Here is a 22,397-nt window from a genome sequence, read left to right as displayed (position 1 = left end):
TCTGTCCTGCCGGACATCTCCCCCACAGGAGGGAGATCAGCAAGTTGCGCTCAACCGCTTCGATCGCGACCTCACAGGAGGACGTGACCTAGCCGCTTGTCGATCTCCCCCATTGTGGGGGAGATGCACGGCAGGGCAGAGAGGGGTGAACGGCGCACGCAAAACCTCAATGCGAAAGCGACCGAATGGCGGGATAAAGCGCGTGATACCGCTGGTAAGCCTCCTCATAAGCATCGCCAAGCGCCACCACCGGCTCGATCGTCCGCGCCGTTTCCGGCTGCGTGCAGACTGCAACCGGATCTGCACCTGTTGCAGCGATGAGACCGAGTCGGGCGGCGCCGAAAGCGGCGCCGAAATCGCCCTCGGCCGGAATATCCACGGGCACACCGAGCGAAGTCGCGATCGAGGCCAGCCAATAGGCCGAGCGCGAACCGCCGCCGATGGCGGTGACGCGGGAAATGGAGGTGCCGGCCGACTTCAGCGCTTCGAGATTGTCACGGATGGCGAAAGTCACGCCTTCCAGCACGGCCTGCGTCAGCGCCCTGCGGTCACTTTCATGCGAAAGGCCAATGAAAGAGCCGCGAATGGCGGCATCGTTATGCGGCGTGCGCTCGCCGGAAAGATAGGGTGCGAAAGTGACGCCGCTCGGCGCCAGAAGCTCGTCGCCCAGTTCACCCGTCAGTTCGGCTGCGGACTTGCCGGTGAGGCGCGAATACCAGTTGAGTGCATCGGTAGCGGACAGGATGACGCCCATCTGGTGCCATGTGTTGGGAAGCGCGTGGCAGAACGCGTGTACGGCGCTTTCCGGCTTCGGCAGATAGGAGGCGTTGGCGGCAAACAACACGCCAGAAGTGCCGAGCGAAACGAACGCGTGGCCCTCTTTCACCGTGCCCATGCCGCAGGCGGAAGCGGCATTGTCACCCGCACCGCCGGCCACAACGGCCTTGCCCGCAATGCCCCATTGCGAGGCGAGCTCGGCACGCAGCACACCTGCCTCCTCGGTGCCTTCAACCAGCGACGGCATGTGTTTTTCTTCAAGGCCGGTCGCCGCCAGAAGATCGGCAGACCATTTGCGCGCACCGGTATCCAGCCACGATGTGCCGGCGGAATCCGACATTTCCGAGATATATTCACCGGTCAGCCACAGTCGCAGGTAATCCTTCGGCAGCAGTACCTTGGCCACCTTCGCGAAGATTTCAGGTTCGTTCTTCGCCACCCAAGCCAGTTTCGGTGCGGTAAAGCCTGGGAATACGATGTTGCCGGTGATCTTGCGGAAGCGCGGATCGGCATCGAGTTCGGCAGCCTCGGCATAGGAGCGCGTGTCGTTCCACAGAATGCACGGCCGCAGCACATTGCCGCTCGCGTCTATCAGCGTCGCGCCATGCATCTGGCCGGAAAGGCCAATACCTTTCACGGCAGCGAGTTCCTTCGCAAACTTCTGCTTCAGACCTTCGACTGCGGTTTTCGTGGCGACAATCCAGTCCGCCGGGTCCTGTTCCGACCAGCCGTGATGCGGACGCGAGACCTCCAGCGAGCCGTTGGCCGAGCCGACGATCTTCTGATCGCCGTCCATCAGCAGGGCTTTGACACCGGATGTTCCAAGATCGAGACCGAGATACATGTAATTCTCCATTCCGGCGCTCCTTGCGCCACTTCAGCGGTTTTAAGGGTCACCGCATTTCCGGACGGAAAACCGGCGGCCACTTTTCCTGGAAATGCTCTCCTCAGGGCAGATTGTCCCTGAGGAATATGTCGATACGGATACGCTCCTGCGCGGCGATGACAGCGAGACCATCCGCGCGCGCTTTCAACACGCGAATGGCGCTGCGCACCTCATGACCTGCATCCTGATTGAGCACGGCATCGAGCACGCCTTCCCGCAGCGCATTGGCCGTGTTTTCGGTGAGCTCATGGGCGATGACGGATGGCGACCTTTCGCCCGATGACGCCCTGAGCGCCCGGATGAGGCCGCGATTACCGGCGCCGAGACTGTAGATGCCGGACAGCGCGTCGCTCGCAAGCGCCTTGGCGACCAGCGCCTCGACGGTGACGGGATCGTCCCGACCTTCGAGGACCGGCAATAGTCGCAAGTCCGGAAATTCGCTTTCGATGACGGAGCGGAAGCCGTCTAGGCGTTCGCGATGGTCGCGCACCAGCATGGAGCCGGCAACGACCGCAATATCGCCGCCGCGCCCGGACAGGAAGCGCCCCATGAGGCTAGCCGCCGTGCGCCCGGCCGCAACGTTGTCGACGCCGGCATAATGGTCGCGGCGCGAACCGGAGAGATCGGAAACCAGCGTGACGGTGGCGATACCATCTTCAGCCAGCCGGTCCGCGGCTTCGGCAACATCCTCAGAATCGGTGGCGACGAAGGCGACGCCCGACGGCTTTTCCCGCCGCGCGACTTCCAGCGCCTCCGTCAGTGCCGCGGCATTGAAAGGCGGCACCTCGATAACGCGGATCGCCGTGCGCTCCAGATGGGCGCGGGCGGCTGCGGCACGAACTTCGGCTCGCAGCGTCGCCATGAAGGAATTGTCGTTGCCGGGAAGGATGAAGACCAGCGAATAATTGCGACCCTTGGCCAAATTGGCGGCAGCGATATCGCGCACATAACCAAGCTCGGCAATCGCCGCCTCTACCCGCGCTCGAGTAGCGGCGTGAACGCCGGGGCGCATGTTCAGCACCCGGTCGATGGTGGAAAGGCTGACACCCGCCCGCTCGGCGATATCGTGAACTGTCGGCTTCATGTTTCCTCCCGTGCCATTTGAATATCCAGCTTTGCCGCCGTCGTAAACCGAAAAATGATGTACGTACCTCACATTTTCAGCAAGACGATGATTTCACTTTATTTCTACCTTTGAACTACGGGTGCGCGCCTTTGCCCGGCGTCATCCCTGGGCTTTTCCCAAGGATTTAGACACGTCAATAAAATCAACAGGCTGCAGATTATCAGGGCTGACCAACAACTTTCTTCATTTTAGCCTTGGATCAAGGACTTGGGCTTACTGGATACCGGCTCAAGACCGGCATGACGGAAAAGTATCGCGAAGCACACAAAAAAGGGGCCGTCATTTCCGACGGCCCCAGCTCTGCGGTGGATGGGAGGGGATTTTGTTCAGTGCGCCGCGTCTGGTGGCGGCGCTGCCTTGGGTTTCTGGATCAGCACGGTCATGAAGATCAGGCTGCCGAACAGCAGCGTCAGCGCGAAGAACACATCCGCAAAGGCGAGTATCCACGCCTGCTGCGAGACCATGCCGACCAGCTTCTTGATCGCGACGGAAGCACCGTCCAGCCCGTAGGAATCATAGTTCGCGCCGACATTGTTCAGCCACTCCAGCGCCTGTGGATTGGAATAGCTGACATGTTCCGCCAGCCGCACATAATGATCGTCGGTGCGTTGCGACAGCAGGGTGTTGATGACGGCAAGGCCAACCGCGCCGCCGAGGTTGCGGGTGAGGTTGAACAGGCCCGAGGCATTGCGGATGCGCGCGGGCGGAAGCGTGCCGAGCGCGATGTTGTTGATCGGCACCATGCACATCATCAGTCCGAAACCGCGCAGGACCTGCGGAATCAGCAGCTCGTAGAAATCCCAGTCGGTGGTCACATGCGTCATGATCCACGTGCCGCAACCGAAGCTGATGAAGCCGATGGCCATCATGATGCGCGGATCGAGCTTGGTGGACACCTTGCCGGCAATCGGCGCGGTGAAGAACATGGCAAGACCGGAAACGAACATGGTCTCGCCGATCATCAGCGCATCGTAACCGCGCACGCGACCGAGATAGAGCGGGTAGAGATAGGTCAGCCCGTAAAGCCCTATGCCCATCACGAAGGAAAACAGCGAGCCGATGGAGAAATTTCGGTCCGCAAAGGCGCGGATGTCCACAACGGGGAAGTCCACCTTGAAGGCACGCCAGAAGAACACCACCGCACCGATGACCATGGCCACCGAACCGATGACGATATGCTCGTCGTTGAACCAGTCCTTGTTGTTGCCCTCTTCCAGCACGTATTCCAGAGAGCCGAGGAAGACGGCCATGGAGATCAGCCCCCACCAGTCGAACTTCTTCCAGAGCGAGGTTTCAGGCTTGTCGAAATCGATCAGGCTCCATGTCAGGATGGTGACGATGATGCCGGGAATGATGTTGACTAGGAACAGCCAGTGCCAGGAGAAGGCATTGGAAAGATAACCGCCGACCGTGGGACCGATGGTGGGCGCAAGCGTGGCGACGAGACCGATGATCGGCGAGACGACCGAACGCTTGGAGGGCGGGAAAATGGTGAAGGCGGCCGCAAAGACCGACGGGATCATGCCGCCGCCGATAAAGCCCTGGATCGCCCGGTAGACGATCATCTGGTCGATATTGGTCGCGGTGGCGCAGAGCGCGCTCGACAGGGTGAAGCCGGCGGCGCAGGTGGCAAACAGTACGCGCGTGGACAGGATGCGCGCCAGCGTGCCCGACAGAGGGATCATGATGACTTCTGCGATCAGATAGGATGTCTGCACCCAGGCGATCTCGTCGGAGCCCGCCCCGAGACCTGCCTGGATTTCCGCAAGCGAGGCGGAGACGATCTGAATATCGAGAATGGACATGAACATGCCGAAGACCATCGCGAAGAACGCGATGAGCCTGCGCTTGTCCATGGGTGGATCGACGGGAACAGATACCCCGCCTGTGCCGACAACCGTAGCCGCCATGATCTTGCCCTCAACGACGCCCTGGTTGGCCTATGGGTTAACGTGCGCCGTTTTCGTGTTTTCCGGCGCCGTGCGGGTATCCACATCGACGACGACGCTCAGGCCCGCACGCAGATTGTGCTTGGCGAGATCTTCCTTGGAGAAGACGATACGCACCGGTACGCGCTGGATGACCTTGGTGAAGTTACCCGTGGCGTTTTCCGGCGGCAGCATCGAGAAGACCGAACCGGAACCGGGCGATATCGACTGGACCGTGCCCTCAATGGTCTCGTCGTCGAAAGCATCCACATGGACGCGGACCTTCGAACCGGGCACCACGCGGGCCAGCTGCGTTTCCTTGAAATTGGCGTCGATATAAAGCTCGTTCAACGGCACCAGCGAAGCAAGGCGCTTGCCGACCGAAACGAGATCGCCCGTCTGCACCGCCAGATTGCCGATAACGCCGTCATAAGGCGCTTTCAACACGGTGAAGGCCAGATCGCGGGCCGCCTTGTCCTTGGAAAGTTGCAGCGAACGGATGGTGCTTTCGGCTTCCTCGCGCTGGGCGCGAAGAAGCTCGACATTGGCTTTCGCGGACGAGATCGCCGCCTCGCCGGCCACGACATTCGCCCTGGCCTGATCGAGCGCGACCTGCGCGCTGTCGGAAGCGGCAACGGTGCCGACATCCTTCGCCTGCAATTCGGTGGCGCGCTTCTGGGTGATTTCCGCACCGCGAAGGGCCGCATCCAGAGCGCCCTTCTGGGCAACGGCCTGTTCCTGCGCTGCCTCGCCGCCGATGATCTGCGCATCGATGCGCTTCAGCGACAGTTCCTCGGTGCGGATCTGCGCGTCGGCCTGTTCAAGCGCGATGCGATAGTCGCCGTCATCCAGAGTAACCAGCGGATCACCCGCCTTGACTTCCTGGTTTTCGACAACGTTCACCTTGGCGATGTAACCCGAAACCTTGGGCGCGATGACCGCGATATCACCCTGAATGTAGGCGTCATCCGTCGAAACCATGAAGCGACCGTCGATCCACCAGTTATAACCGTACCAGCCGGCGCCGGCGAGAAGGGCGATCGCAAAGATCGGCAGAAGCGGCGAACGCTTCTTCTTCTTCGGTGCGGCAATTGTCTGTGGCGGCTGTTGCGGCGGGGCCTCCACCGGCTTTGCCGGAGAGGTCTCAGCCTTGGCGGAAACGTCCGCCTCTTCCGCATCGTTGACGGCGCGAACCGCGCTATTCTTCTGGGCCGACATGAGATGTACCGTGATAAATTGAAGAAAGTTTTTCGAACTGAACCGTTCGGTTCGATTGACATAATCCCTTTCCTGACACATATCAAGTGTAATCGAACTGATTGGTTCGACGTTCGGTTAATTTTTTTTACGCCATTGCAGTGCTAGGAACCGGTAACGATGGCAGGTGAAGACATGGATATGGAGACGGAAACCGAAACGGGCTGTCCGGGAAACCCCGCCGGGCGTTTTGCTGCGGGCGAAGACCCGGCCAAGCGTGAGCAGATTGTTGCCGGCGCCTGGCGCGTGTTCAAGCGCAAGGGCTTCGATGCCGCCAGCATGAACGACATCACGCGGGAAGCCGGCGTTTCCAAGGGAACGATCTATGTCTATTTCTCCAACAAGGAAGACCTGTTCGCCGCCCTTGTCGATCATCACCGCCAGGAATTCGCGACCTCCATGCGCAACATTCTGGCCGGCACCGAAGAGGTGCGCGACGGCCTGAAACAGTTCGGCAAGGCCTTCGCCAACAAGATGATCTGCTCCGAAATGATACCGGCCATGCGCTCGGTGATCGGCGTCATCGACCGCATGCCGAAGCTGGCGCAGCGTTTCTTCATCGCAGCACCCAACAACGTGCGCACCGTTCTTCAGGATTTCATCGAGCATCAGGTCTCGCTCGGCCATCTCAAGGTCGATGACGTCGAACTTGCCGCCCGGCAATATATCGAGCTTTCCACGGGCACTTTCTTCAAGCTGCGCCTGTTCGGAGAACTCGAAGGCCCGGTTCCCGAAGAGGAGCTGGACCGAGTGATCGACAGCGCCATCATGGTGTTCATGGCGGCATACGGAACCGACAAGGCCTGAAAACATTCAGCAACGGGCGACCGGACCGGCAACGGCACGGGGCCTGATACGCGGTTTGCGCGAAATTTCGATGAAATCTTGCCTATCACAGGCGCGGTCTCCTTGTTTCTCGCGTATTGCGCTATAAATTCCACGAACCGAATGTTTCGGGTGGCCTTGTTGCTGAAAGGAAAAATTCCCTGATGGAGTCCGTTCTCCCTCTTCTGTCCGACCCCGCTGCCTGGGTGGCGCTGGTCACCCTGATCGTCATGGAGGTCGTGCTTGGCATCGACAACCTGATCTTCATCTCGATCCTCACCAACAAGCTTCCGCCTGAACAGCGCGAAAAAGCCCGCAAGATCGGCATCGGGCTTGCCTTGATCATGCGTCTCGGCCTTCTCGGCACTGTGGCCTGGATCGTGCAGCTCACCACGCCGGTCTTCGAAATCTTCGGCCACGCCTTCTCGTGGAAGGACATGATCCTCATCGCCGGCGGTCTCTTCCTGATGTGGAAGGCCACCAAGGAAATCCACCACAATGTCGATCCTGAAGATCACAAGGAAGACATGGTGGGCGGCCCGGTTGCGATGAATTTCGGCGCCGCCATCGGCCAGATCCTGCTGCTCGACCTCGTGTTCTCTGTGGACAGCATCATCACCGCCGTTGGCATGACACCGCATCTGCCGATCATGATCGTGGCCGTGATCTTTGCCGTTGCCGTGATGCTGCTCGCCGCAACGCCGCTCGCCAACTTCATCGAGCGCAACCCCACCATCGTCATGCTGGCACTCGCCTTCCTGATGATGATCGGCACGACCCTGATCGCCGAAGGCATGGGCTTCCATGTTCCCAAGGGCTACGTCTATGCCGCCATGGCGTTTTCGGCGCTGGTGGAACTGCTCAACATGCTGGCGCGTAACGCCAGACAGCGCAAGAAAGCACAGGCGGCCAAACCGCACTGATTACCCTGACCGTCATGCCGGACTTGATCCGGCATCCCTTCAGCCCAAGCCCTTGGGCTGAAGGGACACTTTCCGCCGCGCCGACGCGCGGCGGCTGATACCGGCTCAAGGCCGGTATGACGCGAACGTGTGGAACGCGCCGGCCAGTCGGAACCGCATGCCCCGCCTCGCGTTCTTCGACATCCCTACCGGAAGAGTCCGTCCCGCCGTCTCTCCTTCGAAAGCATAAGCAAGCATGACGACCGACCAGATCCTCGCCTTTACCGTGATCGCCGGCATGATGGTCGCGTTCATATGGGACAGGTTCCGCTATGATGTGGTCGCGTGCAGCGCGTTGCTGGTGGCGGTGGCGGTTGGGGTCGTGCCTTTCGACAAGGCGTTCTCCGGTTTCTCGGACGATATCGTCATCATCGTCGGCAGCGCGCTGATCGTCAGTTCGGCCGTGGCGCGTTCAGGGGTCGTCGATATGACGATCAAGAAATATTTCCCGGAGATGCACTCCAAAACCCTGCAACTGGCCTTTCTGATGATCGTCGTCGCCATCATGTCGGCCTTCATCAAGAACATCGGTGCGCTTGCCATCATGATGCCGGTTGCTTTCCAGTTCGCCCGCAAATCCGGCAGCCCTGTTTCCTATTATCTGATGCCCATGGCCTTCGCTGCCCTTCTGGGCGGGCTCATGACGCAGATCGGCACCTCGCCCAACATCGTCGTTTCCAGGCTGCGTGAGGAAATGACCGGGCAGAGCTTCTCGATGTTCGATTTCACCCCGGTCGGTGCCGGGCTGACCGTGATCGGCATCATCTTCCTGACCTTCGGTTACCGCCTGCTGCCGGTGCGCAACCGCCAGCAGGCATCGATGGAGGATATTCTGGACCAGTCGGCCTATACCGCCGAGGCGACGCTTCCCGCCGACAGCACCTACGCCGACAAGCCGCTGCGGGAGCTGTTGAAACAGGCGGATGGCGACGTAATCGCCAGCACGATCCTGCGCGGACCCCGGCGTATCTCCCCCTTCCCCGATGTCAATCTGAAGCCGGGCGACACCATTCTTCTCGAAGGCAACCCGGAGGGCCTCGACCGCATCGTCTCGCAGGCCAAGCTGCTGCTGTCAGGCAAGCCGCTCACCGAGAACGGCCAGAAGACCGCTGACCTTATTTCCATGGAAGCGGTTATCAGCAACGAATCCGTTCTCAACGGGATTTCCGCGCGCGAACTGGCGCTATCCTACACCCGCGGCGTCAATCTGATTGCAGTGAGCCGTCGCGGCCAGCGCGTCAACCAGCGGCTCTCCGACCTGACCTTGCAGGCGGGCGACGTCATTCTCTTGCAGGGCAGCCGCAAGAACCTGCCACAGGTATTGCAGGAATTTTCGCTGCTGCCCCTGGCGCAGCGGGAGATCCTGCTTGGGGTGCAGCGCCGCGCGCTTTTGCCCGTCATCGTGCTTGCCGCGGCCATGATTGCCGCCGGCAGCGGGCTGGTGCCGGTATCCGTCGCCTTTTTCGCCGCCGCCTTCCTGATGATCGTCGTCGGCGCGATACCGCTGACCGAAGTCTATAAATCGATCGACGGGCCGATCCTCGTCATGCTCGCCGCCCTCATTCCCGTCAGCGACAGTCTGCGCACCAGCGGCGCCAGCGAGCTGATCGCCGCCTGGCTCGGCCATGCCGCACAAGGACTGCCGCCCTTCGCAGCACTCGGCATGATCCTGTTGACTGCCATGGCGGTAACGCCCTTCCTCAACAATGCTGCAACCGTGCTGGTCATGGCACCCATCGCCGCCGGTTTCGCCACCACGCTCGGCTTTCGGCCGGAGGCCTTTCTGATGGCGGTGGCGATTGGCGCCGGCTGCGATTTCCTCACGCCCATCGGCCACCAGTGCAACACGCTGGTCATGGGTCCGGGCGGTTATCGTTTCAGCGATTATCCGCGCCTTGGACTGCCGCTGTCGATCATGATCGTCATTGCCAGCATTCCGATGCTGCTTTATGTCTGGCCGGTGAATTAGGGGCGGTTTACGTCCGGGCGAAGACAGCGCAAGCGCCATATTTCCTTGACGCCTGCGGCATAATATGGCCTAAGCCGATGCCGAACGGAAATATGCAAAAGTGCGTTCAACACGCCTTTCCGCACCCTTTCCCGCCGCATTCAAACGAAAACTTCGTGATAGAAGGGTGAAGCCGCCCCGATGTCACCACCCCGTCACGACGAGTGAATTTCATGACCACTTCCGGCGTTCGCGTCCGCATCGCACCTTCCCCCACCGGCGAGCCGCATGTCGGCACCGCTTACATCGCGCTGTTCAACTATCTCTTCGCCAAGAAACACGGCGGTGAGTTCATCCTGCGCATCGAGGATACCGACGCCACCCGCTCGACGCTGGAATATGAGCAGAAGGTTCTGGAGGCGCTGCGCTGGACCGGCCTCACCTGGTCGGAAGGCCCTGACGTCGGTGGCCCCTACGGTCCCTACCGCCAGTCCGAGCGCAAGCCGATGTACTGGCCCTATGCCGAAGAATTGCTGGAAAAAGGCCATGCCTTCCGTTGTTTCTGCACGCCCGAGCGGCTTGAGCAGATGCGCGAAGCGCAGCGCGCCGCTGGCAAGCCGCCAAAATATGACGGTCTCTGCCTCCACCTGAAGGCTGAAGAAGTGACCACCCGCGTCGCCGCCGGCGAAGCCAACGTCGTGCGCATGAAAATCCCGACCGAAGGTTCGTGCGATTTCCATGACGGCGTTTACGGCGATGTCTCGATCCCCTGGGATTCGGTTGACATGCAGGTGCTGATCAAGGCCGACGGCATGCCGACCTATCACATGGCAAACGTCATCGACGACCATCTGATGAAGATCACCCATGTGGCGCGCGGCGAAGAGTGGCTGGCTTCAGTGCCCAAGCACATCCTGCTTTACCGTTATTTCGGCTGGGACCAGCCGACGTTCATGCATCTTTCGCTGATGCGCAACGCCGACAAGTCGAAGCTTTCCAAGCGCAAGAACCCGACGTCGATCTCCTATTATTCCGCGCTCGGCTACCTGCCGGAAGCGCTGATGAACTTCCTCGGCCTGTTCTTCATCCAAATCGCCGAAGGCGAAGAGCTGCTGACCATGGAAGAGCTGGCCGCGAAGTTCGATCCGGAAGCACTTTCCAAGGCCGGCGCCATATTCGATATCCAGAAGCTGGACTGGCTGAACGGCCGCTGGCTGCGCGAAAAGCTCACGCCTGAGGACTTCATTGCCCGCACGCTGGAATGGGCGATGGAAAATTCCCGCCTGACCGAAGGCCTGAAGCTTGCCCAGAGCCGCATTTCCAAGCTCGGCGAATTGCCAAACCTTGCCGGCTTCCTGCTTTCGAGCGACGTTGGCCTGACGCCCGCCTCCTTTGCCGGTCTCAAAAGCAAGCCCGAGGAAATCCACGAAATCCTCACCACGGTTGCCACCGATCTGGAAAAAATGCCTGATTGGAACGTTGAAGCCATCGAGGCCGAGCTGCGCGACATTGCCGAACGCACGGGCAAGAAACTGCGCGTCGTCACGCCGCCGCTCTTCGTCGCCGTCTCCGGCTCCTCGCGCTCGCTGCCGCTGTTTGACTCGATGGCGCTGCTCGGCCGCTCCGTGGTGCGCCAGCGCCTGAAGGTCGCTATTGCCGTTGTGGCCACGATGGTTGGCAGCGGTGCTTGATGCCTGCCGGGGCGGGTTTTAAATCCCCCCCTCATTCCTGCGCTTGTCACAGGAATCCAGCCACGGCGCGTCGGCGCCGTGAAAGAATGAATTGAGGTCTCCCGCGCCAAGGACTTGGGCGCACTGGATTCCTGTGACAAGCACAGGAATGAGGGATACGGGAGGCAATTGTCGCCGCGGCAACGCCGCAACAGGATTGAACAATGAACGACAAGACAACCGAAACCACCGCCCTCTCCTCCGACGCCACCGAAGTGCGCCGCCAGAAACTTGCGCTGCTGCGCGAGCAGATCGGCGATGTCTATCCGGCGCATTTCCATCGCACGCTGACCAATGCGGAGCTGGCGGAAAAATATGCCGATATCGAACCGGACACGGAAACCGGCGACACGGTAACGGTGGCGGGCCGCGTTTATTCGTCGCGCAATTCCGGCATGTTCATGGATATCCATGACGCCTCGGGCAAGGTGCAGATTTTCTCTCACAAAGATACGACGCCGGAAACAGCGCGCAATCTTCTGCCGATGATCGACATTGGCGACATCATCGGCGTAACCGGCAAGGTGCGCCGCACCAAGCGCGGCGAGCTGACGATCAACGCCGAAGAAATCACCATGCTCACCAAGTCGCTGCTGCCGATGCCGGAAAAATGGCACGGTGTCTCCGATATTGAGCTGCGTTACCGCAAGCGCCATCTCGATATTCTCGCCAACGAGGACTCCAAGCTGCGCTTTTTGCAGCGCTCGAAGATTCTGTCCGGCATTCGCCGTTTCATGGAGGCCGAAGGCTTCCTCGAAGTGGAAACGCCGATGCTGCAGACAGTTTATGGCGGTGCGACGGCCGATCCGTTCAAGACCTTCCACAACACGCTGAAGATGGACATGTATCTGCGCATCGCGCCGGAACTGTTCCTGAAGCGCACGCTGGTATCAGGCCTTTCCGACAAGGTGTTCGAAATCAACCGCAACTTCCGCAACGAAGGCGTCTCCACAAGGCACAATCCTGAATTCACCATGATGGAGTGCTATTGGGCCTATGCCGACTACGAAGACATCATGGGTCTGGTGGAACGGCTGTTCGAGACGCTGGCGATTGCCCTGCACGGCACAACCGAGGTGGAATTCCAGGGCCAGACAATTTCCTTCAAGGGTCCGTTCAAGCGCGTGCCCATGCCTGATGCGGTGAAGGAAGCGACCGGCATTGACTTCCTTGCGATCAAGACTGACGAGGAAGCCCGCGCCGCCGCCAAGGCTGCCGGTTTCGCCGTCGAGAAGGACTGGACCTGGGGCGAATGCCTTGCCTTCATCTTCGAAGAGAAGGTCGAAGGTACGCTTATCCAGCCGAGCCACGTCACGCATTTCCCGAAGGATATCTCGCCCTTCGCCAAGGAAGTGCCGGGCGAACCGCGCCTCGTTGAGCGTTTTGAGAGCTATTGCAACGCCTGGGAAGTGGGCAATGCCTTCTCCGAACTCAACGATCCCGAAGAGCAGCGCCGCCGCATGGTGGAGCAGCTTGAGCAGGCCCATGCCCGCGGTGAAAAGGACAAGCAGCTGGACGACGAATTCCTCGACGCCATCGATCAGGGCATGCCACCCGCCGGCGGCCTCGGCATCGGTGTTGATCGCCTGATCATGCTCCTGACCAACGCCCCCTCGATCCGCGACGTCATCCTCTTCCCGGCCCGCCGCAACAAGGCGGACTAAGGACAATCAAGCGAAGGCGGCCGCATGGCCGCCCTTGCCCCCATGCGCTCGACCTTTACCGACCATTGTGGTCCCTGTGGCAAAATTTCCTGCTAGATCGTCTCATGGCGCAGACGCGCAAAGGCTGGATGCCGGATCAGGTCCGGCATCACGAAAGAAGGCGCTGCGACGATATTTTACAAACGTCGGCACAGCCGTATCAATTTTTCAGATGGTTTTAATTCCGAGGTGTCAGCAAGAGCTCAAACGCTCCTAATGCCCCGCCTTCGCCTTTGCCACGCCCGGCTCTTCCGCAGGCGCAACCTCGCCTTCAGCAAGCTTTTCCTCTGCGGCCTGCGCGGTCGTAGTGCCTTTTCCGAAGATCAGTGATTTCAGATAGCTGATGCTGAAGATACTGCCGCCATCGGCTTCCGGGGTCGAGGTCAGAAGTTCTTCGTCGGCTACGGGTTCGCCGTGAGCTTCCGCACCGGGTCCGCCCTCATGCGTTTGCGCCGGCGCAGCGTCGTGGCCGCCGCCGCCTTCGCCCTTGGTTTCGCCGTGTCCGCCCGCGCCTTTTGCGGCTTTTCCGCCATGCCCTTCGGGTGCGGCGTCCGAAGCGGGGGTTGCGCAGTCGGCGGCATCGTTCAGGCTTGCGGCCATTGCTTCGGCATCTTCCAGCGGCAGATCGATGCGCAGCCCGTAAAACTGGCCGCTGCCGTTTGATGCACCATCGTAATAAAAGGCGGAATAACGCTGGGCATCGGCGCCTTCGGGAATTTTCGCCGGGTCGGCAATGAAGACCACCTGGGCCGCGATGGCGCGGCCGCGCATTTCCGAGCGCAATTGCGGGCCGTTTTTATCCAGCACGGAAACCTGGACCAGATCGGGCTTCTGTTTGTCGTAAACTGCCCTGGCGACACGCAGCGCCGTTTTCAACCGGTCCGTGCCGTTGCCGCCGTCAGTACGAATGAATTTGCGGACCCACAGGGAACCGTTCTTGCGGATGTTGACTGTCTGGACTGCGTCACAGGAAAGCCCGTTCGCGGAGGCATAGGTGGACCCGAGCAGCCGCTCGCTGCCGATAAACACGGCAGCAGAACCGGTCGCACCCGCCAAAAGCAGGATCCCGCCTCCGATCATAACGAGTTTGCGCGAAAACCGCATTCGTCCGAATACAGCCTTCACGCGCAAAATCCTGACATTCAGTACCCCGCCTATCGCCCTCACCCCGGAACGTGGCTCGAAGGATGAGGAACACACGCGGGATAAGCTCGGGACCTCGTTGTCCGAGCCTTGCGATAGTGCCGCTTTCTCATTGAAAAAAGTTTAATCCCCCCGGCGCCGAGCGGGTAAAAGCGCACCATTTTCAGACATTTTTGAAATCCGCTAAATTGCGAATGATTTGCAATAGCGTTGACAAGTGTGTTTCCATGACGGATGGTGTTGCGAGTTGATCGCAACAAAAATCGGTGACAGACGTGAATCTCCATAAAATCCGCCATGCCCTTTTTGCTTTTTCGCTTTTCCTGCCTGCTGCGGCTGTCGCGCAGGAAAAACCGAAGGTGGTGACCACCTTCACGATCATTGCCGATATGGCGCGCAATGTGGCGGGCGATGCGGCAGAGGTGGAGAGCATCACCAAGCCAGGCGCTGAAATTCACAACTACCAGCCGACGCCTCGCGACATTCTCAAGGCCCGCAAGGCTGATCTGGTGCTGCGCAACGGCCTCAATCTGGAATTGTGGTTCGAGAAGTTTCTGGCCAATCTTTCAGGCGTGCCTGATGTGACTGTAAGCGACGGCATCGAACCGATGGCGATCAATGGCGGGGCGTATCAGGGGAAACCCAACCCGCACGCCTGGATGTCACCCGATAACGCCTTGATCTATGTGGAAAATATCCGCAAGGGACTCGCTGGAATAGATCCCGCCCACGCCGAGATTTACGCCGCCAATGCCAAGGCCTATTCCGACAAGATCCGTGCCACCGTGCAGCCCATCCGCGATGAGCTTTCCGCGCTTCCTGAGAACAAGCGCTGGTTGGTAACGAGCGAAGGGGCGTTCTCCTATCTCGCCCGGGATTTCGGGCTGAAGGAACTGTTCCTGTGGCCGGTCAATGCCGACAGCCAGGGTACGCCGCAACAGGTGCGCGGCGTGATCGACGCCATGCGCGAACATAATATTCAGGTAATCTTCAGCGAAAGCACGGTTTCCGCCGATCCCGCCCGGCAGGTGGCCAAGGAAACCGGAGCGGCCTATGGCGGCATACTCTACGTGGATTCGCTGAGCGAGGCCGACGGCCCTGTTCCGACCTATCTCGACCTGCTGCGCGTGACGAGCAGCACCATCGCCAAAGGACTGTCTTCATGAGAATGGGCAGCAAAAAAAGCGGCGGCGGCCTGACGGTTCAAAATGCGACAGTGACCTATCGCAACGGCCACACCGCATTAAGAAATGCCAGCTTTTCCATTCCACGCGGTACGATCACTGCACTTGTCGGCGTCAACGGCGCGGGCAAGTCCACGATTTTCAAGGCAATCATGGGTTTTGTGCCGTTGGCCACCGGTTCTGTCTCTATTTTCGACCTACCCGTGAAGGATGCACTCAGAAAAAACCTCGTCGCCTATGTGCCGCAAGCTGAAGAGGTGGACTGGAGTTTTCCCGTACTGGTTGAGGATGTGGTGATGATGGGCCGTTACGGCCACATGAATTTCTTCCGTATTCCGTCGAAACACGATCACGAGATGGTCGAGAGAGCGCTGACGCGCGTCAATATGCTTGATTATCGCAAGCGGCAGATCGGCGAGCTTTCCGGCGGACAGAAGAAGCGGGTGTTTCTGGCCCGCGCGCTGGCGCAGGAAGGTCAGGTTATCCTGCTGGATGAACCCTTCACCGGCGTCGACGTGACGACGGAAGAACAGATCGTCGCGCTGTTGAAGGCACTGCGTGAGGAGGGCCGCGTCATGCTGGTTTCCACCCATAATCTCGGTAGCGTACCGGAATTCTGCGATCGCGCCGTCTTCGTCAAGGGTACCGTTCTGGCGTCGGGCAAAACAGCGGACACCTTTAACGAAGAGAACCTGCAAAAAGCCTTTGGCGGCAGCTTGCGCCACTTCGTTCTCGGCGGGGCCGAACTGCATGATGATGCCGATCCTCGCCGGGTGAAGGTAATTACCGACGATGAGCGGCCTTTCGTGATCTACGGAAAGAACGGCCAGAACGGACAAAATCCGCAGGCTCCGAAGGAAAAAGCCGATGATAAACAGCCTTCTTGAGCCTTTCACCTATGGCTACATGCTGAACGCCATCTGGGTCAGCGCACTTGTGGGCGGCGTCTGCGGCTTTCTGTCCGCTTATCTTATGCTAAAGGGCTGGTCGCTGATCGGCGACGCGCTCTCGCACGCCATCGTTCCCGGCGTTGCGGGCGCTTATATGCTGGGGCTGCCCTTTTCGCTCGGCGCCTTTCTTTCCGGCGGGCTTGCGGCTGGCTCGATGCTGTTCCTCAATCAGAAAACCCGGCTCAAGGAAGACGCAATCATCGGCCTGATCTTCACCTCGTTCTTCGGGCTGGGGCTGTTCATGGTGTCGCTGTCGCCCACCTCGATCAATATCCAGACCATCGTGCTTGGCAATATTCTGGCAATTACCACCGAAGACACGATCCAGCTTGCCCTGATCGGCGGCATCAGCCTCATAGTACTGGCGTTGAAATGGCGCGACTTCATGGTGGTGTTCTTCGATGAGAACCATGCGCGCACAGTGGGGCTGAAACCGGAAGTGCTGAAAGTGATCTTCTTCACCCTGCTTGCCGCCTCCACGGTTGCAGCCCTTCAAACCGTCGGCGCCTTCCTTGTCGTTGCCATGGTGGTGACACCAGGCGCGACCGCCTATCTTCTGACCGACCGTTTCGAGCGGCTGATCCTGATGAGCCTCGTGATCGGCGCGACCACCAGCTTCGTCGGCGCTTATCTCAGCTACTTCCTCGACGGCGCCACCGGCGGCGTTATCGTCGTGCTGCAAACAGCGATCTTCCTTTCCGCTTTCGTGTTTGCACCCAAACACGGGCTGCTCGCTTCGCGCGCCAAAGCCCGCAAGGCACTGGGAGAAGCGCAATGAGCGAATATCTCGAACTCGCCATCCTGCCGTTTCAGCTGCCCTTCATGCAATATGCCTTCATCATCACCCTGATGATTGCCGTGCCGATGGCCATGCTCTCGTGTTTTCTGGTGCTGAAGGGCTGGTCGCTGATGGGGGACGCGGTTTCGCACGCCGTGCTGCCCGGCGTGGTGATTGCCTACATTGTCGGAATTCCCCTTTCCATCGGCGCCTTCACCGCCGGTATGATCTGCGCTCTCGGAACCGGGTTCATCAAGGAAAACAGCCGCATCAAGGAAGACACGGTGCTTGGCATCGTCTTTTCCGGCATGTTCGGGCTGGGGCTGGTGCTTTACGTGAAGGTGCAGAGCGACATGCATCTGGATCACATCCTCTTCGGCGACATGCTGGGCATTGCGCCTTCAGACATGCTGGAGACCGGGCTGATCGCGCTTTTTGCCACCCTGTTTCTCGGGGTGCTGCGCAAAGACCTGCTGGTCAATGCCTTCGATCCGCAGCATGCCAAGGCAATTGGCCTGCCCGTTCGCATCCTGCATTACGGTTTGCTGATGGTTTTGTCGCTTGCCGTGGTCGGCGCGCTGAAGGCTGTGGGTATCATCCTCTCCGTCGCAATGCTGGTCACCCCCGGCGCCATCGCCTTCCTGCTGGCGCGGCGCTTTTCCGCCATGCTCCTGGTCGCCATCTCGGTTGCGGTTCTCTCTTCGCTTGCAGGAATATGGCTAAGCTTTCTGATCGACAGCGCGCCAGCCCCGACCATTGTACTGTTCATGAGCCTGGCATTCGTCGCGACATTCATTCGCACCAGCCTCAAGGCCCGCCGGATCGACGCCGCCAATGAAACGGTGGTGTAAAAGAACGATTTTTGCGGGCGCGTGGAACATTTTCCCCTTTTGCGCGTCATTTTCATGAGCTTGCCCTCAAGCGGCAAACTCATGAAAATTAAGCGAAAGGGGAAGCTCCATGCTGAAATGGGCTCTTATTTTCTTTGTTATTTCGTTGATCGCGGGCGTATTCGGCTTTACCGGCATTTCGGCAGCGGCGTCGGGCATTGCCCGTATCCTGTTCTTTATCGCCGTCGTGATCTTCCTGGTCTTCCTCGTGCTTGCACTGATCGCTGGAAGCGTGGTGGCGTAATAAAAAAGGCGACCGGCTTTTGGGCCGGTCGCCTTCTCCTCTCTCCCGTATAGAATTATCAGCCTGTCCAGCCACCGTCGATCACATGGATCTGGCCAGTGGTGAAACCTGCCTCATCAGAAGCGAGATAGGTGACGAGTGCGGCGATTTCTTCCGGCGTGGCAATGCGGCCCATAGGCTGGCGGGCAATGAAGTCGGCCAGGGCCTGTTCGTAATTGCCAGTGGCGCGCAGGCGGTCGTGCAAGGACGGGCTATCCACTGTGCCTGGGCAAATGGCGTTGCAGCGAATACCCTTGGTGACGAAATCAGCAGCAATTGCCTTGGTCAGACCGACAACCGCCGCCTTGGAGGCGGTGTAGGCGAAACGGTTCGGCACGCCCTTCACGCTGGATGCGACGGAGGACATGTTGACGATTGCGCCCTTACCCTTTTCCAGCATGCCTGGCAGAAAGGCGCGGCAGGTGCGGTACATGGCCTTGGCATTGAGGTCGAAGGAGAAATCCCAGTCCTTTTCCTCGCAATCGAGAATGGTGCCGGAATGAACGAAACCGGCACAGTTGAACAGAACATCCGCATGGCCGATATCGGCAGCAAAAGCCTTCACACCGTCGCCATCCAGCACGTTCAGAACCCGCGTTTCCGCACCTTTCAGGGTCGAGAGCGCCTGCTCGTTGATATCAGTGGCGATGACGCGCGCACCGAGCGATATGAATCGCTCCGCCGTCGCACGGCCGATACCCTGGCCGGCTGCGGTGATCACCACTGTCCGCCCGTTAAAATCCTGCACCATGAATAGCCTCCCGCTACGGCGCACCCGCCCGCTGTGGCCGAGCCGCTGAATTTCGCCAGTGAATTTCATTGATCTCAAATATGGATCGACAATTCATATGTAAACGCGGTATTCATGTAACGTCAAGCAGGCTTGCGCAAAAGGGCAGCGTGCGGCAACGGTATTTAAAAAGTGCATTTCCCGCCAGGCAATCCTGCAAAACGCCACCGAGGCAAGATGACCGAAGACGACAGCGAAAGATATCGTGCCCCCGCCCTCGACAAGGGTCTGGACATTCTGGAGCTTCTCGCCCGCACGGATGGCGGGCTGACGCAGATCGAGATTGCCAAGGCCATAGGCAAAACCCCGAACGAGCTTTACCGCATGCTGGACCGCCTGGTGCGCCGTGGTTACGTACAGCGGCTGGAGGGTGACCGGTTTTCGCTGACGCTGAAAATGTTCGGGCTCGCACATTTTCACGCGCCGGTGCGCCGGCTGGTCTCTTTTGCAGCCCCGGTGATGCGCGATTTTTCCGCAAGCGCCGAGCAGGCCTGTCATCTGGCCGTTTACGACCGCGGCAGTGTTGTCGTCATCGCCCAACAGGAGTCCTCCACCTATTGGGCGATGTCCATGCGGGTGGGCGCGCAGATGAGCCTCTTCCAGACCGGCTCCGGTCATGTGCTGCTGGCCTTCCAGAACGAGGTACAGCGCAAGATCATGATCACCGAGCAGGTGCGCGGTGGCGGGGAAACCGAGCCTTCAGACCTTGAGGAGCGGCTGGCGGAAGTTCGCAGGAATGGTTTCGAATCTATGGACAGCATGCAGACCGCAGGCGTGCGCAATATCTCCGCCCCCGTGCTGACACTTGATGGTACCGCACTTGCCGTCATCACCTGCCCCTATATCACCCCGCTTGGCGGCAAGGCCCCGACGCGCGAGGCCTGCGAGGTACTGATCCGCGATGCGGCAAGGCGCATTTCCGAAGTGGCGACGGGTCAGGGAACCATCTGAGACGCACAAAAAAACGCGACCGGCAGGGACCGATCGCGTTTAAAGTGACTGGAGATTTCTGTATCTTAAACGCAAAGGGGACCGGGATGGTTCCCCTTTTTGTTATCAGGCGGCAGCCAGCGTCAGTTCCTTGCGGACCATTTCGCGCAGCGTTACCAGATCCTTGGCGAACAGGCGGATGCCTTCCGAGAGCTTCTCGGTTGCCATCGCGTCTTCGTTCATTGCCCAGCGGAACGCCTTTTCATCAAGCGACTGCAGCGGCTCGGCCTTCACATTGTCGGGCGAAAGCTTGCGCTCAAGCGTGCCGGTGTCCTTGTCCAGCTCTTCCAGCAGCGCCGGGCTGATCGTCAGGCGGTCGCAACCGGCAAGCGCTTCGATCTCGCCGACATTACGGAACGATGCGCCCATGACGACGGTGCCGATGCCATTGGCCTTGTAATAATTGTAGATGCTGCGCACCGAAACGACGCCCGGATCGGTCTCGGCAGTGTAGGTCTCGCCGGTCGACTTCTTGTACCAGTCGAGGATGCGGCCGACGAAGGGCGAGATGAGGAAAGCTTTGGCTTCCGCGCAGGCGATGGCCTGTGCCTGCGAGAACAGCAGAGTCAGGTTGCAGTCGATGCCCTCGGACTGCAGGACTTCCGCAGCCTTGATGCCTTCCCATGTGGAAGCCAGCTTGATGAGGATGCGTTCACGCTCGATACCGCGCTCCTTGTAGGAGGCGATGATGTGGCGTGCCTTGGTAATGGAGGCCTGTGTGTCGAAGGACAGGTCGGCATCGACTTCCGTCGATACGCGGCCGGGAACCAGACCTGCAAGGGCCGCACCGACGGAAATGGCAAGACGGTCGGCAACGGCCGCAACGACAGCGTCAGACTGGCCGCCCTGTTTCTTGCCCCAGGCAACGGCTTCCTTCACCGCATCCGCGAAAGCGGGGGTGCCGAGCGCCTTCAGAACGATGGTGGGGTTGGTGGTGCAATCCACCGGCTTCAGGCGCGCAACCGCCTCGATGTCGCCGGTATCGGCAACGACCGTGGTGATAGCGCGAAGTTGTTCGAGTTTGGACGTCATGGCGAATGATCCTTCATGATCTCTTGTAAACTTGCACAGCCGTCTTTTCGTTCCCGCACCATGGTGCGCCCAAGGCCGAAATCACGGTTTTGTCCGGCTCCGACTATCGCAAGCGGCAAGGTCGAAAGTCAAGACATTTGCGCATCGCAATTGACATAAGTTTCATGCCTGCGATACTCCGCCCCATAAAGAGAGTGACAAAAACCGTGGCGAAACTGAGAAGAGAAACCCATACGGCCTATTCGGAAGCGGCTTCGCTGAGGCTGCGTGCCGCATGGCTCTACTATAATCAGGGTTTGACGCAGAAAGATGTCGCCGAGAAGCTCGGCATCAGCCGCTCCACCGTCATACGCCTTCTGGACGAGGCGATGAAACGCTCCGAAGTACAGATCTGGATCAACGAGGGCATCGAGGATTTCGTCGAACTGGCCGGCAGGCTGGAGGCAGCTTATGGGCTGGATGAGGCGGTGATCATTCCCTCCCCCGGCCCATCTCCCGGCAAGGCGAATGCCGAAGGCACAGCCAAGGCCGTTGGCCTGGCGCTCGGGCAATTCCTTTCCGAAGCGGTGCCGAACGACGCCACCATCGGCGTCGGCTGGGGCCGCACCATGACCGCCTCGCTATCCAGCTTTCGCCCGCCGCGCCGGGAAAACTGCAAGGTCGTCTCGCTGCTCGGCGGTATCGTCGCCGTGCACCAGACAAACCCGCTTGATTACACCTGGCGGCTGGCAAGCGCGCTTGGGGCGGAATGTTACATGTTCCTTGCACCGCTGCTGGTGGACTCCGTCGAGACCAAACGGGCGCTGATTGAGAAATGCGGACTTGCCACGCTTTATGATCTGGCCGAAACGCTCGACCTCGCCATCGTATCCTGCGGCGATATCGGCCCGCATTCCACTTCGCTTTCGGAAGGTTTCATTTCGAAGGAAACGCTTCAGGAACTCATCGATGCCGGCTGCGTCTGCGACACCATGTTCAACTTCATCGACGCGGAAGGCCGCTCCGTCGATCACCCGATCAACGAGCGCGCCATGGCGATCGATCTAGACACGCTGCGCAAGGCCAAACACATCGTGCTCGCCTCCGGCGGGGCCCACCGCGCCATCGCCATCCGCGCCACCATCAAGCGCATCGGGTGCAATACGCTGATTACAGACGAGGCGGCGGCCAGAGCGTTGATGGAACTGGTTTAGGCCTCGACAGGCGACCCAGGCA

General features: G+C 59.7%; 19 protein-coding genes. 12 read left to right on the top strand and 7 right to left on the bottom strand.

Annotated elements, in window-relative coordinates; all coding sequences use genetic code 11:
• Nucleotides 1–166 precede the first annotated feature (166 nt).
• From xylB to G6L97_RS21235, 4 genes are all read right to left on the bottom strand, one after another.
• Nucleotides 167–1,621: a xylulokinase gene (gene xylB / locus G6L97_RS21250; protein ID WP_174003865.1), complete on the bottom strand. Its 1,455-nt coding sequence runs from the start codon at nucleotides 1,619–1,621 to the stop codon at nucleotides 167–169.
• 103 nt (nucleotides 1,622–1,724) lie between these two features.
• A complete protein-coding gene (locus tag G6L97_RS21245) occupies nucleotides 1,725–2,747 on the bottom strand; it encodes a LacI family DNA-binding transcriptional regulator (protein ID WP_174003675.1) in 1,023 nt (340 codons plus the stop codon).
• 368 nt (nucleotides 2,748–3,115) lie between these two features.
• A complete protein-coding gene (locus G6L97_RS21240; RefSeq protein WP_013762324.1) occupies nucleotides 3,116–4,699 on the bottom strand; it encodes a DHA2 family efflux MFS transporter permease subunit in 1,584 nt (527 codons plus the stop codon).
• Between the two features lie 30 nt (nucleotides 4,700–4,729).
• The gene (locus G6L97_RS21235) at nucleotides 4,730–5,935 is read right to left on the bottom strand and encodes an HlyD family secretion protein (RefSeq protein WP_019566960.1); all 1,206 of its coding nucleotides are present in this window, start codon (nucleotides 5,933–5,935) and stop codon (nucleotides 4,730–4,732) included.
• 159 nt (nucleotides 5,936–6,094) lie between these two features.
• On the opposite strand from G6L97_RS21235, the gene G6L97_RS21230 reads away from it, so the two are divergent.
• From G6L97_RS21230 to lysS, 5 genes are all read left to right on the top strand, one after another.
• The gene (locus tag G6L97_RS21230; RefSeq protein ID WP_003516212.1) at nucleotides 6,095–6,781 is read left to right on the top strand and encodes a TetR/AcrR family transcriptional regulator; all 687 of its coding nucleotides are present in this window, start codon (nucleotides 6,095–6,097) and stop codon (nucleotides 6,779–6,781) included.
• Nucleotides 6,782–6,963: 182 nt separating this feature from the next.
• Nucleotides 6,964–7,722: a TerC family protein gene (locus G6L97_RS21225; RefSeq protein WP_003516210.1), complete on the top strand. Its 759-nt coding sequence runs from the start codon at nucleotides 6,964–6,966 to the stop codon at nucleotides 7,720–7,722.
• Between the two features lie 235 nt (nucleotides 7,723–7,957).
• Entirely contained in the window at nucleotides 7,958–9,730 is a 1,773-nt protein-coding gene (locus G6L97_RS21220; RefSeq protein ID WP_025595053.1) for an SLC13 family permease, read from the top strand.
• A 212-nt stretch (nucleotides 9,731–9,942) separates the two neighbouring features.
• Nucleotides 9,943–11,400, top strand: a complete 1,458-nt coding sequence (gene gltX, locus G6L97_RS21215; RefSeq protein ID WP_013762321.1) for a glutamate--tRNA ligase — start codon at nucleotides 9,943–9,945, stop codon at nucleotides 11,398–11,400.
• Between the two features lie 203 nt (nucleotides 11,401–11,603).
• Complete coding sequence (gene lysS, locus G6L97_RS21210) at nucleotides 11,604–13,103, top strand: lysine--tRNA ligase (protein WP_013762320.1); 1,500 nt, start codon at nucleotides 11,604–11,606, stop codon at nucleotides 13,101–13,103.
• Between the two features lie 252 nt (nucleotides 13,104–13,355).
• Here lysS and G6L97_RS21205 read toward each other — a convergent pair whose 3' ends face one another.
• The gene (locus tag G6L97_RS21205; protein WP_162632993.1) at nucleotides 13,356–14,246 is read right to left on the bottom strand and encodes a hypothetical protein; all 891 of its coding nucleotides are present in this window, start codon (nucleotides 14,244–14,246) and stop codon (nucleotides 13,356–13,358) included.
• A 314-nt stretch (nucleotides 14,247–14,560) separates the two neighbouring features.
• On the opposite strand from G6L97_RS21205, the gene G6L97_RS21200 reads away from it, so the two are divergent.
• From G6L97_RS21200 to G6L97_RS21180, 5 genes are all read left to right on the top strand, one after another.
• Complete coding sequence (locus tag G6L97_RS21200) at nucleotides 14,561–15,451, top strand: metal ABC transporter substrate-binding protein (protein ID WP_013762318.1); 891 nt, start codon at nucleotides 14,561–14,563, stop codon at nucleotides 15,449–15,451.
• Nucleotides 15,448–16,356 (top strand): manganese/iron ABC transporter ATP-binding protein, encoded by a 909-nt coding sequence (locus tag G6L97_RS21195; protein WP_003516199.1) that lies wholly within the window; start codon nucleotides 15,448–15,450, stop codon nucleotides 16,354–16,356. Before G6L97_RS21200 ends, G6L97_RS21195 begins: the two co-directional genes overlap by 4 nt.
• The gene (locus tag G6L97_RS21190) at nucleotides 16,337–17,197 is read left to right on the top strand and encodes a metal ABC transporter permease (RefSeq protein ID WP_003516197.1); all 861 of its coding nucleotides are present in this window, start codon (nucleotides 16,337–16,339) and stop codon (nucleotides 17,195–17,197) included. Before G6L97_RS21195 ends, G6L97_RS21190 begins: the two co-directional genes overlap by 20 nt.
• Complete coding sequence (locus G6L97_RS21185; protein ID WP_065688481.1) at nucleotides 17,194–18,048, top strand: metal ABC transporter permease; 855 nt, start codon at nucleotides 17,194–17,196, stop codon at nucleotides 18,046–18,048. Before G6L97_RS21190 ends, G6L97_RS21185 begins: the two co-directional genes overlap by 4 nt.
• A gap of 109 nt (nucleotides 18,049–18,157) precedes the next feature.
• Nucleotides 18,158–18,331 carry a DUF1328 domain-containing protein gene (locus tag G6L97_RS21180; RefSeq protein WP_003516193.1) on the top strand — a complete coding sequence of 58 codons (174 nt, stop codon included), beginning with the start codon at nucleotides 18,158–18,160 and terminating at the stop codon, nucleotides 18,329–18,331.
• A 58-nt stretch (nucleotides 18,332–18,389) separates the two neighbouring features.
• Here G6L97_RS21180 and G6L97_RS21175 read toward each other — a convergent pair whose 3' ends face one another.
• Nucleotides 18,390–19,121 carry an SDR family oxidoreductase gene (locus G6L97_RS21175; protein WP_013762314.1) on the bottom strand — a complete coding sequence of 244 codons (732 nt, stop codon included), beginning with the start codon at nucleotides 19,119–19,121 and terminating at the stop codon, nucleotides 18,390–18,392.
• A gap of 216 nt (nucleotides 19,122–19,337) precedes the next feature.
• On the opposite strand from G6L97_RS21175, the gene G6L97_RS21170 reads away from it, so the two are divergent.
• A complete protein-coding gene (locus G6L97_RS21170) occupies nucleotides 19,338–20,111 on the top strand; it encodes an IclR family transcriptional regulator (RefSeq protein ID WP_003516189.1) in 774 nt (257 codons plus the stop codon).
• A gap of 105 nt (nucleotides 20,112–20,216) precedes the next feature.
• On the opposite strand, the gene tal is transcribed toward G6L97_RS21170, so the two are convergent.
• The gene (gene tal / locus G6L97_RS21165; protein WP_013762313.1) at nucleotides 20,217–21,182 is read right to left on the bottom strand and encodes a transaldolase; all 966 of its coding nucleotides are present in this window, start codon (nucleotides 21,180–21,182) and stop codon (nucleotides 20,217–20,219) included.
• A 206-nt stretch (nucleotides 21,183–21,388) separates the two neighbouring features.
• Between tal and G6L97_RS21160 the strand changes: the two genes are divergently transcribed.
• Nucleotides 21,389–22,375, top strand: coding sequence for a sugar-binding transcriptional regulator (locus tag G6L97_RS21160; protein WP_003516185.1), 987 nt, complete (start codon nucleotides 21,389–21,391; stop codon nucleotides 22,373–22,375).
• Nucleotides 22,376–22,397: the final 22 nt, after the last annotated feature.

Origin of the sequence: Agrobacterium tumefaciens (genome assembly GCF_013318015.2) — a bacterium.
GTDB lineage: Bacteria > Pseudomonadota > Alphaproteobacteria > Rhizobiales > Rhizobiaceae > Agrobacterium > Agrobacterium tumefaciens.
Note: the sequence above shows the minus strand (reverse complement) of the source record. Positions and strands in the feature narration are given on the sequence as shown.